The organism is Mesorhizobium sp. M8A.F.Ca.ET.165.01.1.1 (assembly GCF_004792065.1).
Lineage (GTDB): Bacteria > Pseudomonadota > Alphaproteobacteria > Rhizobiales > Rhizobiaceae > Mesorhizobium.
Window position 1 is genome coordinate 30,249 of the sequence record NZ_SRTH01000003.1, and the last position, 13,850, is coordinate 44,098.

Sequence of the window (13,850 nt, forward strand, 5' to 3'; positions counted from 1 at the left end):
CAAATCCGATGAAGTCGGCGGGCGTCGCGTTGAAAGCGCGCCCTGGCGTCCCTATAGAAGAACGACACTGGATTTGCGCCGTAACCGCGGCGCTTGAGGGAATTCCAAGCGAAAGGACATTCATGCCCTGGAACGACAAAGGTGGCGGAGGCGGCGGCCCGTGGGGTGGCGGCGGTAACAACCAGGGCCCCTGGGGGCAGGGACCGAAGGGACCGAGCGGCCCGCAGGGGTCGCCTCCAGACCTCGAAGACATCATTCGCCGTGGCCAGGATCGGCTGAGGCGCGCGCTGCCCGGCGGCGGGGGCGCCAGTCCGGCCGTGTTCGGGCTGATCGCCGCGGTGCTGGTCGTTCTGTGGGCCTTCCAGGCGGTCTATACCGTGCAGCCCGACGAGGTCGCGGTCGAACTGCGCTTCGGCAAGCCGAAGGCCGAGCTTTCCCAGCCAGGCCTGCACTTCCACTGGTGGCCGCTCGAGACCGTCGAGACGGCCAAGATTTCAGAGCAGCTCGTCGACATTGGCGGCGGCAACACCAGCGGCAACGGCCTGATGCTGTCGGGCGACCAGAACATCGTCAATGTGCAGTTTTCGGTGGCCTACCAGGTCTCCGACCCGCGCGCCTACCTGTTCGACGTCTCCGACCCCGACGGCATGCTGCGGCAGGTTGCCGAGAGCGCCATGCGCGAAGCGGTCGGCCGCCGGCCGGCGCAGGACATTTTCCGCGACGACCGCCAGGGCATTGCGGCCTCGGTGCGCGAGATCATCCAGACGACGCTGGACGGCTACAAGGCCGGTCTCAACGTCAACGCCGTCTCCATCGAGGACGCGGCGCCGCCACGCGAGGTGGCGGATGCGTTCGACGAGGTGCAGCGCGCCGAGCAGGACGAGGACAAGTTCGTCGAGCAGGCCAATCAGTATTCCAACCAGAAGCTCGGCCAGGCACGCGGCGAGGCCGCCCAGGTCCGCGAAGACGCGGCCGCCTACAAGAACCGTGTGGTGCAGGAAGCCGAAGGTGAGGCCCAGCGCTTCATCTCGGTCTACGACGAATATGTCAAAGCCCCCGATGTGACCCGCAAACGCCTTTATCTGGAAACCATGGAGAGGGTTCTGAAGGACTCGAGCAAGGTCATCGTCGAGCAGGGCAACGGACAAGGTGTCGTGCCCTATCTGCCGCTGCCCGCATTGCAGCCGAAACCACCGGCACCGGCCGCGCCGGCTGCGAACACGGGAGGTACCCAGTGATGGCCAACCGTCTTCCCATTTTCGCCGTCGTGGCGGCGGTTATCCTTTTCCTGATCTACTCCTCGGTCTTCGTGGTCAATGCGCGCCAGCAGGCGCTGGTGCTCCGCTTCGGCGAGATCGTCGATGTCAAGAGCGAGCCAGGCATCTATTTCAAGGCGCCATTCTCGTTCTTCGACGCCGACACTGTGCAGCTGATCGAAAACAGGGTGCTGCGCTTCGACCTCGACAACATCCGCGTCCAGGTGTCGGGCGGCAAGTTCTATGAGGTCGATGCCTTCATCGCCTACCGCATCTCGGATCCGCGCGTCTTCCGTGCGGCAGTGTCCGGTCAGATCGAACTGGCCGAGGCCCGGCTCAGGACGCGTCTCGATGCTGCCTTGCGCCGCGTCTACGGTCTGCGCGATTTCGAAGCCGCGCTCTCCGAAGAGCGTGCCGTGATGATGCGCGAAGTCCGCGATCAGCTCAGGCCCGACGCCACGTCGCTCGGCTTGCAGATCGAGGACGTCCGCATCCGCCGCACCGATCTGACGGCCGAAGTCTCCCAGCAGACCTACGACCGCATGAAGGCGGAACGCCTGGCGGAGGCCGCGCGGCTGAGGGCACGCGGCAACGAAGCCGCACAGCGCATCACGGCACGCGCCGATCGTGAAGTGGTCGAGATCGTTGCCGAAGCACGCAAGGAGTCCGAGATCCTGCGCGGCGAGGGCGAAGCCCAGCGCAGCGCCACCTTCGCGGGAGCCTATCAGCGTGATCCGGCGTTCTTCGATTTCTACCGGTCGATGAACGCCTATGGCACCGCGCTCGACAACACCGGGACGACGATGGTGCTGTCGCCGGGCTCGGAGTTCTTCCGCTTCTTCCGCGATCCCGACGGCAAGGAAGGGCCGGCGAAACCGGCCTCGCCAGCAACCGCGCCGGCTGCGGCACCTGCCGCGCCGACGACACAACCCAGCACCGGCCAGTAGCGGCCGGTGCAGGATTTCTTCGCGGCGATAGGCCTGGTCCTTGTCATAGAGGGCCTGGTCTATGGCGGCTTCCCCAGCTTTGCGAGGAAGCTCGCGGGCGAAGTGCTGTCGATGCCGGAGAATGCACTGCGGATCGGCGGCCTGGTGGCGATCGCCATCGGTGTCGGCATCGTCTGGCTGGTGCGGAGCGGGTAAAGGCATCCGGTTTGCGGAATAACGCTCGATTTACGCTCCGCCGATAGCCATAGCCGCAAACGTGCCGTATTTCTTGCCATCATGGCGCGACACGGCGTTTTCGTCGAAGCGCTTTTCTCTTTCAGAAATGCCGGGAGGCTTCTCGATGACATCCAACACCCTTTTGCGCGCCGCTCGACGGACGTTGGTCGCCGGCGCCGCAGCGCTTGTCCTGGGCACCGCAGCCGTTCCGTCTTTCGTGACGCCGACATTCGCCGCCGACGGACCTGCCTCGGTTGCCGACCTGGCGGAACGCGTGCTCGGCGCGGTGGTCAACATCTCGACCTCGCAGACGGTGAAGGGCACCGAAGGGCCAAGCGCCGTGCCGATGCCGCAGCTGCCCGAAGGCTCGCCGTTCCAGGACTTCTTCGACGACTTCTTCAAGAACCGCGGTGGCGAAAAGGATGGCGGCTCGCAGAAGGTGCAGTCGCTGGGCTCGGGCTTCGTCATCGACGCCGAGCAAGGCATCGTCGTAACCAACAACCACGTGATCGCCGATGCCGACGACATCGAGGTCAATTTTTCCGATGGTGTGACCTTGAAGGCGACGCTGGTCGGCACCGACACCAAGACCGACGTCGCGGTGCTGAAGGTCGATCCGAAAGGCCACAAGCTGACGGCGGTGAAATTTGGCGATTCCACCAAGATGCGCGTCGGCGACTGGGTGATGGCGGTCGGCAATCCGTTCGGCCTCGGCGGTACGGTCACGGTCGGTATCGTCTCGGCGCGCAACCGCGACATCAATTCAGGCCCCTATGACGACTTCATCCAGACCGATGCGGCGATCAACCGCGGCAATTCGGGCGGACCGCTGTTCAACAGCGCCGGCGAGGTCATCGGCATGAACACCGCGATCATTTCGCCCTCCGGCGGCTCGATCGGCATCGGCTTCTCCATTCCCTCGCAGCTCGCCTCGGGCGTCGTCGACCAGTTGCGCCAGTATGGCGAGACGCGGCGCGGCTGGCTCGGCGTGCGCATCCAGCCGGTGACGGACGACATCGCGGAAAGCCTGGGGATGGCGACCGCCAAGGGCGCGCTGGTGGCCGGCGTCATCAAGGGCGGGCCTGTCGACAACGGCACCATCCAGGCCGGCGACGTCATCATCAAGTTCGATGGCAAGGACATCCACGAAATGCGCGACCTGCCGCGCGTCGTGGCCGAAAGCCCGGTGGGCAAAGCCGTCGACGTGCTGATCGTGCGCAAGGGTGTCGAGCAGACGGTGAAGGTGACGCTCGGCCGGCTCGAGGATGGCGAGAAGCTCGCCAGCGGCGAGAATGGCAACACCGACCAGGACAAGGGCGGCGACAAGGCTCCGGCCGTCTCGACCGCCTCGGTGCTCGGCATGACCGTCGGCGAACTCAACGACGAGACGCGCAAGAAGTTCAGCATTGCCGCCGATGTCTCGGGTGTCGTCGTCACCGATGTGGCCAAGGATTCGGCCGCCGCCGAGCGCGGCATTCAGCCGGGCGAGGTGATCACCGAGATCGCGCAGGAATCGGTCGCTACGCCCAAGGATGTCATGGACCGGATCGGCGCGCTGAAGGAGCAGGGGCGCAAGAACGCGCTGCTGATGCTGGCGTCGAAGACCGGTGAGCTGAGGTTTGTCACGATCCGGATGGATTGAAGTCGGCAGGACTGCAAAAATCTGATTTTGATGGAAAGGGCGGTTAGAGAGCCGCCCTTTTTCTTGCCTGCCAGTCTTGGCGAGGCAACCGGTAGAGCACATGCCGCTTGAGCGCGGGATGGCTGTCCGGAATGTCGGGATGGTCGAAGTCATTGGCCGGGTCGGCGCTCATGCCGAGGCGTTTCATCACGGCGGTGGAGCGATGATTGCCGGTTACGGCGAAGGAGACGATCTCGTTGACGCCCAGCATCTGGAAGCCGTAGGCGAGCCAGGCCTCCGCCGCCTCGGTGACATAGCCCTTGCCCCAGTATTCCGGTGCCAGCCGCCAACCGATCTCGATCGTGCCGGCCGGCAGGGAGGGCACATGATCGGTTTCGAGGAGGCCGACGAAGCCGATGCACTCGCCGGTGGCAGCAATCTCGGCGGCGGCAAAACCATAGCCGTCCTCGGCGATCCAGGATCGGAACTCGTCCATCTTGGCGTCGGCGGTAGCGCGGTCGCGGCGGAACGGAAAGAATTCCATGACGCGCTCGTCGGAGTTGATGCGATGGAACAGCGCGCGGTCGCGCTCCTCCCAGTTGCGCAGGATCAGGCGTTCGGTACGCATCGGTTTCATTGCAAGAAGTCTTCCTTCCGGTAGCCCTGCAGATAGAGCAGTGCGGTTAGGTCGGCATGGTCGATCCGGACTTTTGCCTGTGCCGCCACTGTCGGCTTGGCGTGCAGCGCGACACCGGTTCCGGCCAGGCGGATCATGTCGAGATCGTTGGCGCCGTCGCCGACGGCGATGGCATCGGCCGGCGTCAGGCCAAGGCGCGCGCAGATTTCGAGCAGCGCCTCGGCCTTGGCTGCGCGGCCGAGGATCGGCTCGCCGACCAGTCCGGTGAAGCGTCCGCCCAAGTCGAGCAGGCGGTTGGCGCGGTTCTCCTGAAAGCCGAGCATCTCGGCGATGCGCGTGGTGAAGACCTCGAATCCACCCGAAACGAGCGCCGTCCAGGCGCCGTTGGCGCGCATGGTCTGGACCAGTGCGCGGCCGCCCGAAGCCAGCGTCAGCCGATTGGCGACGATACGGTCGACCACTGCGGCATCAAGCCCCTTGAGCAGCGCCACGCGCTCGCGCAGCGCGGGCTCGAAGGCGATCTCGCCATTCATCGACCGCGCGGTGATGGCCGCGACGCGATCCTTGACGCCGATCTCGTCGGCCAGCTCGTCGATGCATTCCTGGTCGATCATGGTCGAATCCATGTCGGCGAGAAGGATTTTCTTGCGGCGTGTTTCAGCCTGCTGGACGATCACGTCGACTGGTTCGGCGCCCAGTGCGGCACGAAGCTCTGCAGCGATTTCATCAGCCTGCGCCGCTGGCGGCAGGGCAAGATCACAGGCAATGCCTTCGGCCAGCCAGACGACAGCGCTTGCGCCCACCGACCGTGAGGCCATATTCGCAAGCGACGGCGACAGAGCGCGGTCAGCGGGACGGGAAACAAGCGTGGCAATGAGCGGCATAGAGAATTCCGGCGCGGATGCGGGCGAAGGCCGCGTGAAGAACGCGATCCTGATAGCCGGGCCGACCGCCAGCGGCAAGTCGGCGCTGGCGCTTGAGCTGGCCGAGCGCACCGGCGGCGTCATCGTCAACACCGATTCGATGCAGGGCTATTCGGTTCTCGACGTTCTGACCGCTCGGCCGGACGCGGCCGAACTCGCACGCGCGCAGCATTTTCTCTATGGGCATGTGCACCCCGGCTCCGCCTACTCGACCGGCGCGTGGCTACGCGACGTGATGAAACTCATCGACGACGGAACGCTCTCGCGGCGGCCAATCTTCGTCGGTGGCACCGGCCTTTATTTTCGTGCGCTGGCCGAGGGCATTTCGGAAATGCCCGATATTCCGCAGCGGATCCGCGATCGCTGGCGCTATGAGTTGAAGGAGCACGGCGCGGTCAAATTGCATGGCATCCTGCTGCGCGAGGATTCGAAAGTCGCCATGCAGCTGAAGCCGACCGACAGTCAGCGCATCGTGCGGGCGCTCGAAGTGCTCGACGCCTCAGGCCGGTCGATCCTGGACTGGCAGGCCGAGCGCGGCCGGCCGCTGATCGACAGGCAAAGCGCGCATTTCCTGGTCATCGAGCCGGATCGGGCGGCGCTGGTCGACCGCATCGAAAGGCGTTTCGACCGGATGCTGGACAAGGGCGCGCTGGAGGAAGTCAGACAGCTTGCCGCCCTTCGACTCGATCCGGACCTGCCGGCGATGAAGGCGATCGGGGTTCGCGAGTTGCAGGCCGCAATGGCAGGGCAATCGAGCTTTCCCGAGGCGATCGAGCGCGCCAAGATCGCAACCAGGCAATATGCCAAGCGGCAAGCGACCTGGTTTCGACATCAGCTGGGGCCGGAATGGCAGAGATTGCGTCCCGATGACGATCTCGAAACCACGATCCAAACACTTGTTGCTAATGCAACTTAAAAAGTTGACCTTGAGGACAGGGTTCCCGCCGAAGTTGCCGGGATTAACGCTCCGTAAGGCGGCCCGTGCCATAAGATCGAGGGCACTTTTCATCGGGCAGCAGATGCGTTTCCATAAGGCGGAATCCGCTTTTTTCGTCTTTATCTTCGTGATCCTGGCCGCTGGCCTGGTGACGCTGCACGCCTATGGGCTCTTGCAATCCTTCGCCACGGAACTCCATACACAGTCCGGCCTGGACAAGGTCATCTACCTCAACAAGCTGTTGTTCGCGACGGGCGTGCTGCTTGCAACCGCGCTGTTTTTCGGCATCTTCTTCATCTACCCGCTGATCCGCAAACAGGCGACGGAAGAAGGCAAGCTGCGCGCCATGACGGTTTCGCTCAGCGCCCGCTCCGAAACGCTCGAGCACGCCGCCCTGACAGACGGCCTGACCGGCATGCAGAACCGACGTTATTTCGACGACGCGCTGAAGGAATATCTCGAGGAGTTCCGGCGCATCGAAAAACCGGTCGGGCTGATGATCCTCGATCTCGACCATTTCAAGCAGGTCAACGACAGCCACGGCCACGATGTCGGCGACGAGGTGCTCAAGGCTGTCGCCAGATGCCTCAAGGACATGACCCGCTATCACGACGTGGTGGCGCGCCTGGGTGGTGAGGAATTCGCCGTGGTCACGCCCAACATGGAGGCGGACCTTCTGGCCAAATTCGCCGAGCGCATCCGCAAGGCGATCGCCAACATGTCGATCCTCTCCGGCAACAATGTCCGGCTCAAGATCACGACCAGCGTCGGCCTCGCCGTATGGGACCGCAAGGAAACCGCCGAAGAGTTCTATCGCCGCGCCGACCGCCAGCTCTACGAAGCGAAGAGGCAAGGCCGCAATCGCGTCTGCGCCTAAAATCCCGAAGAAGAATTCATGAGGCCGGTTGCCTGATGCGGCTTTCTCGACTTCCCCGTTCTACTGCGTCGCAGTAGAACTGAGCTCACGGACTGAATGTCCGCTCCGCTCCGGCTTCTCGAAAGCCACGTCATTCAATTCGGCCTGACGAATTCCCTTTCGGGATTTGGCCAAGCGTGAATGCCGATGAGATCAGAGACCTGTTAGGTTCAATCGTTCTGTGGGCGCAGGCCGAAGGTCGCGGGTTTGAGGCCGTAGCGTGTGTCGAAATCTTCGTCCGACTGCACGCGCGCCGTCGCCGGCGGTTTGCGGTAGTCGGGATCGCCGGCCTGGCGGCCGGAATCGACCACCTCGGCGAATGGTATCGCCTGGCTCTGTGGCTTCGGCACGTTGCGCAGCCGCTCCACGATCGCCACCAGGTCGACCTCGCCGGCTTTCGTCACTTCTTCCTCGTGCTTGGCCGTGCCAGGCAGCAGGTGAGCGGGCAGTCTTTCGAATTTCAGCCGCATGGTCGTCGCCACGCCTTCGCCGAAGGCGATCGCCTCGCGCTGCCCCATGGAAGACAGGAAGGCGAGCGTCGAGGCGGACGAGTCGGCGATTGCCGAGCGGATGATCGCCTGGTCCTGCTCGTTGGCAAGCCGCATGGCGAAGAAGGTCGAGCATTGCGACAGGATGGTCGGGTCCAGCTCGCCCGGGCGCTGGGTGACGACGCCGAGATAGCAGCCATATTTGCGGCCTTCCTTGGCGATGCGCGACAGCGCGTGCCTTGTCGGCGCGAAGCCGAGGCGCGAATCGGCCGGCATGTAGCGATGCGCTTCCTCGCATAAGAACAGGAGCTGCAGCTTGCCTTCGCTCCACAAAGCGAGGTCGAAGGCCAGGCGCGCCAGCACGGAGCAGACGGAATTGACCACTTCGGAGGGCATGCCGGCCATCTCGAAGCAGGTTACCGGACGGCCATGGTGCGGCACGCGGAAGATGTTGCCGATCGTCTCGTGGATGGTGTCCTCGATCAGGCGCGAATTGAACATGAAGCGGTAGCGCGGATCGGCAGCCGCGGATTCGATGCGCGTCTTCAGCGATTTGAGCGTCGGGCGATCGTTCTTGCTTTCGAGCATGCCCATGCGCTCGTCGATCTGCTTGAGCAGGTCGGCGATGCGGTAAGGCACCGGCGTATCGGCGGTCAGCGCATCGTTGCCGCGCCTGAGGTAGGCGCCTGAATTGGGGTTGCGGTAGAGGTTCTTGGCCAGCGGAACGAGGTCGCGAAGGGCGTCGATCTCTTCCGGCACCGTTTCGCGTCCACGAAACAGCACTTCGGCGAATTCCTCCAGCGTGAACATCCAGAACGGCAGGTCGAGCGTCTTGGAATCGACCCGGACGCAATATTCGGGCAGCGAGGCGGCGAATTCATTGTGCGGATCGAGGATCAGGATGCGCAGGTCGGGTCGCGCGGCGATCGACTTGCGCAGCAGCAGCGACACGGCGGTCGACTTGCCGACGCCGGTCGTGCCGACAATGGCGAAATGGCGCGCCAGCGTATCGTCGATGGCGATGTTGGCGGCGATGGCCTCGTCCTGCGCCAGCGAGCCGATGGTGATGGAATGGCGGCCGGCCAGGTCATAGACGGCCTGCAGGTCGCGGGTGCGGATACGGTGCGCGACGGCGCCGATATGCGGATAGCTGGTGATGCCGCGGTCGAAGATCGGCTTGGCGCCGGGTTCGGCGCCGTCGCGCACTTCGCCGATCAGTTCGATGCTGACCTCGATGGCGTTCTGGCCTTCATTGCTCCAGGCCCGATCCGACTTGCCGATCGCATAGACCAGGCCAACGGTGCGCGTCGTGCCCAGATTGATGGAGATCATCTTGCCGACCGTCCACAGGCCGGTGATCGCGCCGTCGACATCGTCGGCATAGGCGCTGATGGTGGCGCGCGCGCCGTCGCATTGCACGACGTTGCCGAGGATGCGCCGGTCGTTCTGCTCTGCGTTGCGGCGCTCCTGCGATGTCGGTTCTCCGACGGAAGCTTCGCGTTCGACATACATGGACAGGCCAATCCCCATTTCCCTGGAGACGGAGCCTACAGGAACGGGGTTAAGGTCGGATGAGGTCGGATGGTGTAGAGAGGATTAAGGACCCGGTGAAAATTATCGTGAGATGGCTCTTCACCTGTCTTGTTGTTTCGCTATAATGGACGAATGGATGATATAGCGAACGATATTTCCTCGACCATCGGCAAGAGGATTCACGCCGAGAGGATCATGCGGGACTGGTCGCTGGCCGAACTCGCCGAACGGTCCGGCGTCTCCAAGGCGATGCTGAGCACGATCGAGCGCGGCATGACCAGCCCGACGGCCGCACTTCTGGTGCGCATTGCGGCGGCCTTCGGCATGACGCTGTCGACCCTCATCGCGCGCGCGGAACTGCAGAGCGGGGGACTGCTGCGCGCGGCCGACCAGCCGGTATGGCGCGACCCCGATACAGGCTATGTCAGGCGGCATCTGTCGCCGGCCTGCGACATGCCGCTCGAACTGATCAAGGTCCATCTGCCTGCGGGCGCGAAGGTCAGCTTGCCCGCGGCTTCCTACGCCTTCATCAAGCAGCAGATCTGGCTGATCTCGGGAAAACTCGAATTCACCGAAGGCGATCAGGTGCACAGGCTCGAACCGGGCGACTGCCTGGCGCTCGGGGCGCCGTCGGATTGCACCTTCCATGCCCTGGAGCCGGGCGCCGACTATCTCGTCGCTCTGGTCAGGGGCTGACGTCATGGCAAGACGGCCTACGCGCTCCCACAATGGGGGGCCGCCTCTTGACGAGTACAAGGGGCCGCCATGGGGCAAGGGCGACCCTTACATCTTCCTGGCCTGGCAGGCGGCGCACGCCAAGGCGTGGAAGGCGCCAAGCCGCGACGTCATGCTGATGCGCATGGACAAGGCTGAGCGGCTGGGCCTGACCTATGAGGAATACACGCTCGAAATCCTGGAGCGCGGGCGACATCTCAGTGAAGAAGACACCGAACGCATCAGCGCCATCAAGGCCGCGCGCAAGCGCCGGCGGTCGCACCATCTCGAATGACGCCGGCGCCATCGACCCCGGCAATCGTTTCCAGAGGACCAGGTATGAATACCATCGAAATCGGGCCGTTGACCGCCAGCCGGGAAACTCTTGCAATGCTGACCGATCTGCTGGTCGAAACGGTTGCCGCCGGCGGATCTGTCAGCTTCATGCATCCGCTGGCGGCGGAAGCGGCAAGGGCATTCTGGGAGACGTCGCTGGCCGCGGCGGCACGAGGAGAAAGAATGGTGCTCGGGGCCTGGGACGGCGGGGCTCTGGTCGGGACGGTCACCTTGCTGCTCGACTGCCCGCCCACCAGCCGCATCGGGCCGAGATCGCCAAGCTGATGACATCAGTCGAATACCGGGGCCGGGGTGTGGGGACACGCCTGATGCGGGCCGCCGAACGCCTCGCGGCGGAGAAGGGGCGCACGTTGCTGGTTCTGGACACGGCGGCGGAGGAGGGGGCTTCGGGCCTCTACGAAAAGCTCGGCTTCATCCTCACCGGCGAAATTCCTGACTATGCGCTGAAACCGCATGGCGGGCTGACGGGCACGCTGATCTACTGGAAGCGTATCGGCATAGCTTCGCGGTAGCGCGCCAGTCAGGTCCGGGCCCCGCCGGCAAGGCGCTTTATCAGCCAGTGCCGGAAATCCTGCTCGGCACTTGTCAGTTGCGCGGTCGACGGCCTGGTCAGAAAATGCCCTGACGTGCTGGAGAGTTCAAAATCGGAGAGCGGGACCAGCGTCCTGCTGTCGAGCGCCGCGTCGACAAGCGGTCGCGACCCCAGCAGCACGCCGGCGCCGGCGCTCGCCGCCTCCATGGCGGCGACGAAACTGTCGAAGCGGTGCGACCGCTGGGGATGGCCGGCCAATCCGGCCGCCGCGAACCATTCCGACCACATCTCGCGCGCGCCGGCCACCAGAAGCAGCGGCAGGGATGTCCAGTCGGCGGCACTGGCGAGCGCCGGACTTGCCACCGGCACAAGCCGCTCGGCGGTCAGCCTCTCGGCCTCGCGTCCGGGAAAGGATCCGTTGCCGAAACGGATGTCGAGCGCCGAGCCCGGCAGATCGTAGTCGGTCGGCCGATGGATCGTCACCAGATCGAGCTGGACGCGCGGCAGCGCCTCGGCGAGATCGGGCAGCGCCGGCACCAGCGCCAGCAAGGCAAACGAGATCGGCACCCGGATAGAGACGGTCCGGACGGCGCGTGGTTCGAACAATTCCGTGGTGCTGCTGGCAATGGTTGCGAAGGCCGACTGGATGTGGGGCAGGTAGGCGGCACCCTCCGGCGACAGCGCGACCCCACGCGCCAGCCGCGAGAACAGCCGCGTCTTCAGCCGTTCCTCGAGCAGCCGGATGTGCTGGCTGACCGCCGCCTGTGTCAGGCCGAGTTCGGCCGCTGCCGCCGTGAAATTCGACAGCCGCGCCGCGGCTTCGAAACTGCGCAGCCAGTCGAGCGGAGGCAAGGCGGGGATGGTTCGTCGTGCCATTAGTCAATCGGGGTCATTGGCCAAAAAATGATAATTTGAATTATGCCTATGGCGCGATCAACATGCAATCGAAACCCTGCGGATCGGACCGTGGGGCGTAGCGGACAGGATGGATCTCAATGCTTACCCACGCGCTGGTTGGCGACGAAGGCAGAACAATCGAACTTGGCTGGGCAGACGGGAGGCGCACCCGCTTTCACGCCATCTGGCTGCGCGACAATGCGCTCGACGACAAGACGCGCAGCGCCGGCAACGGCCAGCGGCTCGTCACCATCCTCGACATTCCCGCTGGCACGAGAATTGGCGCCGCTTCCATCAAGGCCGGGGCGCTGGAGATCAGCTTCGAACCGGAGGGAAAGACGGTCAGCTTTCCCGCCCAATGGCTGCGTGCAAACGCCTATGATCGCGACGAGACACGCCAGCCCGGCTGGACGGGCGACATCATCCAGCGCTGGACCAAGGCGACGATGCAGAACTGCGTGCCGCGCGCCAGCTACAAGGCGGCCTTCCATGACCGCAGCGTGCTGCGCGAATGGCTTTCGGCGGTGAGGACTTATGGCTTTGCGGTGATGAATGGGCTGCCAGCCGAATCCGGAGCGCTGTGCAAGGTGTCCGACCTGTTCGGCTACGTCAGGGAGACCAATTACGGGCGCTGGTTCGAAGTGCGCGCCGAGGTCAATCCGAACAACCTCGCCTACACCAATCTGGGCCTGCAGGCGCATACCGACAATCCCTATCGCGATCCGGTGCCGACACTGCAGATCCTGTCCTGCATCGAGAACACGGTGGAGGGCGGCGAATCGAGCGTCGTTGACGGTTTTGCCGTCGCCGCAGCCCTGCAGGCGGAAAACCCCGAAGGTTTTCGGCTGTTGAGCTCCCATGCGGCGCGGTTCGAATATGCAGGGTCATCGGGCGTGCGGCTGCAGTCCAAACGGCCGATGATCGAGCTTGGCCCCGACGGCGAACTGATCTGCATCCGCTTCAACAACCGCTCGCTGGCGCCGACCGTCGATGTGCCGTTCGCCGACATGGATCGCTACTATGGCGCCTACCGCCGCTTCGCCGAACTGATCGAGGATCCATCCTTCGAAGTGACCTTCAAGCTTGAGCCCGGCCAGGCCTTCATCGTCGACAACACCCGCGTCATGCATGCCCGCAAGGCGTTCTCCGGCACCGGCAAGCGCTGGCTGCAGGGATGCTATGCGGACAAGGACGGCCTGTTGTCGACGCTCGCGGCGATTGAACACGGCTTCAAGGAGGCCGCGGAATGAGCGGCCAGGATCTGAACGCGGACACCATCGTCGAGTTCATCGCCGACATTTTCGAGCGCCGGGGCGCCGAATCCTATCTCGGCGAGCCGGTTACGATGTCCGAGCACATGCTGCAGGGTGCTTGGTTGGCGGAGCAGGATGGAGCGCCCGAGGTGCTGGTGGCGGCCGCGCTGCTGCATGACATCGGCCACTACACCAGCGAGTTCGGCACCTATTCGCCCGACGATGTCGAGGACAAGCACCATGACGAGGCCGGCGGCGAGGTGCTGGCGCCGTTCTTCCCACCGGTCATCGTCGAATGCGTCCGGCTGCACGTCGCCGCCAAGCGCTATCTCTGCGCCACGGACCCGACCTATTTCTCCAGGCTGTCGCCGGCTTCGGTTCATACGCTGTCGCTACAGGGCGGACCGATGAGCGCCGATGAGGTCGCCGAGTTCCGCGAGAACCCGTTCCATGAGGAAGCGGTGCGGGTTCGCATCTGGGACGAGGGCGGCAAGGTCGCCAATATGCGGACGCGGGCGTTTCGCGACTATGTGCCGTTGCTGCAGCGCGTCGTGCACGACTTCGCCAATCGGCCCTGACGCAACCAATCACGGGGAAGAGACAGCCCATGTGTTTCTGCTTCG

General features: G+C 64.3%; 15 protein-coding genes and 1 pseudogene. 11 read left to right on the forward strand and 5 right to left on the reverse strand.

The annotated features are described in order from the left end of the window. Window positions 1–122 precede the first annotated feature (122 nt). The 3 genes from hflK to EN808_RS09425 are packed head-to-tail and all read left to right on the forward strand — an operon-like array spanning window position 123 to window position 2,398. Window positions 123–1,238: an FtsH protease activity modulator HflK gene (hflK, locus tag EN808_RS09415; RefSeq protein ID WP_127871641.1), complete on the forward strand. Its 1,116-nt coding sequence runs from the start codon at window positions 123–125 to the stop codon at window positions 1,236–1,238. After that, window positions 1,238–2,203, forward strand: coding sequence for a protease modulator HflC (locus EN808_RS09420; protein ID WP_135866488.1), 966 nt, complete (start codon window positions 1,238–1,240; stop codon window positions 2,201–2,203). The genes hflK and EN808_RS09420 overlap by 1 nt, the downstream gene beginning before the upstream one ends. Window positions 2,204–2,209: 6 nt before the next feature. Further along, window positions 2,210–2,398 (forward strand): DUF2065 domain-containing protein, encoded by a 189-nt coding sequence (locus tag EN808_RS09425; protein ID WP_127281294.1) that lies wholly within the window; start codon window positions 2,210–2,212, stop codon window positions 2,396–2,398. A 30-nt stretch (window positions 2,399–2,428) separates the two neighbouring features. Here EN808_RS09425 and EN808_RS37590 read toward each other — a convergent pair whose 3' ends face one another. Beyond that, on the reverse strand, window positions 2,429–2,554 hold the full coding sequence (locus EN808_RS37590; protein WP_272483008.1) for a hypothetical protein: 126 nt from the start codon (window positions 2,552–2,554) through the stop codon (window positions 2,429–2,431). On the opposite strand from EN808_RS37590, the gene EN808_RS09430 reads away from it, so the two are divergent. Next, window positions 2,544–4,061: a DegQ family serine endoprotease gene (locus EN808_RS09430; protein WP_135866490.1), complete on the forward strand. Its 1,518-nt coding sequence runs from the start codon at window positions 2,544–2,546 to the stop codon at window positions 4,059–4,061. The two genes, EN808_RS37590 and EN808_RS09430, sit on opposite strands and share 11 nt — an antisense overlap. A gap of 43 nt (window positions 4,062–4,104) precedes the next feature. On the opposite strand, the gene EN808_RS09435 is transcribed toward EN808_RS09430, so the two are convergent. Further along, window positions 4,105–4,677 (reverse strand): GNAT family N-acetyltransferase, encoded by a 573-nt coding sequence (locus EN808_RS09435; RefSeq protein WP_135915641.1) that lies wholly within the window; start codon window positions 4,675–4,677, stop codon window positions 4,105–4,107. Next, window positions 4,674–5,561, reverse strand: a complete 888-nt coding sequence (gene serB, locus EN808_RS09440; RefSeq protein ID WP_127871637.1) for a phosphoserine phosphatase SerB — start codon at window positions 5,559–5,561, stop codon at window positions 4,674–4,676. The genes EN808_RS09435 and serB overlap by 4 nt, the downstream gene beginning before the upstream one ends. Here serB and miaA point away from each other — a divergent pair. Beyond that, the gene (miaA, locus tag EN808_RS09445; protein WP_135915642.1) at window positions 5,551–6,516 is read left to right on the forward strand and encodes a tRNA (adenosine(37)-N6)-dimethylallyltransferase MiaA; all 966 of its coding nucleotides are present in this window, start codon (window positions 5,551–5,553) and stop codon (window positions 6,514–6,516) included. The genes serB and miaA overlap by 11 nt on opposite strands. 103 nt (window positions 6,517–6,619) lie before the next feature. After that, window positions 6,620–7,414 carry a GGDEF domain-containing protein gene (locus EN808_RS09450; protein WP_135915643.1) on the forward strand — a complete coding sequence of 265 codons (795 nt, stop codon included), beginning with the start codon at window positions 6,620–6,622 and terminating at the stop codon, window positions 7,412–7,414. A 209-nt stretch (window positions 7,415–7,623) separates the two neighbouring features. On the opposite strand, the gene EN808_RS09455 is transcribed toward EN808_RS09450, so the two are convergent. Beyond that, window positions 7,624–9,453 carry an ATP-binding protein gene (locus EN808_RS09455; RefSeq protein WP_127280695.1) on the reverse strand — a complete coding sequence of 610 codons (1,830 nt, stop codon included), beginning with the start codon at window positions 9,451–9,453 and terminating at the stop codon, window positions 7,624–7,626. Window positions 9,454–9,606: 153 nt separating this feature from the next. Between EN808_RS09455 and EN808_RS09460 the strand changes: the two genes are divergently transcribed. The 3 genes and pseudogenes from EN808_RS09460 to EN808_RS09470 all read left to right on the forward strand — a co-directional run bounded on the left by EN808_RS09460 (window position 9,607) and on the right by EN808_RS09470 (window position 11,057). Next, the gene (locus tag EN808_RS09460) at window positions 9,607–10,170 is read left to right on the forward strand and encodes an XRE family transcriptional regulator (protein ID WP_127280696.1); all 564 of its coding nucleotides are present in this window, start codon (window positions 9,607–9,609) and stop codon (window positions 10,168–10,170) included. A gap of 4 nt (window positions 10,171–10,174) precedes the next feature. Next, window positions 10,175–10,483 (forward strand): hypothetical protein, encoded by a 309-nt coding sequence (locus EN808_RS09465; RefSeq protein ID WP_127280697.1) that lies wholly within the window; start codon window positions 10,175–10,177, stop codon window positions 10,481–10,483. A 44-nt stretch (window positions 10,484–10,527) separates the two neighbouring features. After that, window positions 10,528–11,057: pseudogene (locus tag EN808_RS09470) on the forward strand (GNAT family N-acetyltransferase). Window positions 11,058–11,065: 8 nt separating this feature from the next. Here the strand turns inward: EN808_RS09470 and EN808_RS09475 are convergent. Next, window positions 11,066–11,953 (reverse strand): LysR family transcriptional regulator, encoded by an 888-nt coding sequence (locus tag EN808_RS09475; protein WP_135866497.1) that lies wholly within the window; start codon window positions 11,951–11,953, stop codon window positions 11,066–11,068. A 119-nt stretch (window positions 11,954–12,072) separates the two neighbouring features. On the opposite strand from EN808_RS09475, the gene EN808_RS09480 reads away from it, so the two are divergent. Together EN808_RS09480 and EN808_RS09485 are read left to right on the forward strand one after the other, a co-directional pair. Further along, window positions 12,073–13,224 carry a gamma-butyrobetaine dioxygenase gene (locus EN808_RS09480; protein ID WP_135915644.1) on the forward strand — a complete coding sequence of 384 codons (1,152 nt, stop codon included), beginning with the start codon at window positions 12,073–12,075 and terminating at the stop codon, window positions 13,222–13,224. Continuing rightward, window positions 13,221–13,805, forward strand: a complete 585-nt coding sequence (locus EN808_RS09485; RefSeq protein WP_135915645.1) for an HD domain-containing protein — start codon at window positions 13,221–13,223, stop codon at window positions 13,803–13,805. Before EN808_RS09480 ends, EN808_RS09485 begins: the two co-directional genes overlap by 4 nt. The last annotated feature ends 45 nt before the right edge of the window (window positions 13,806–13,850 follow it).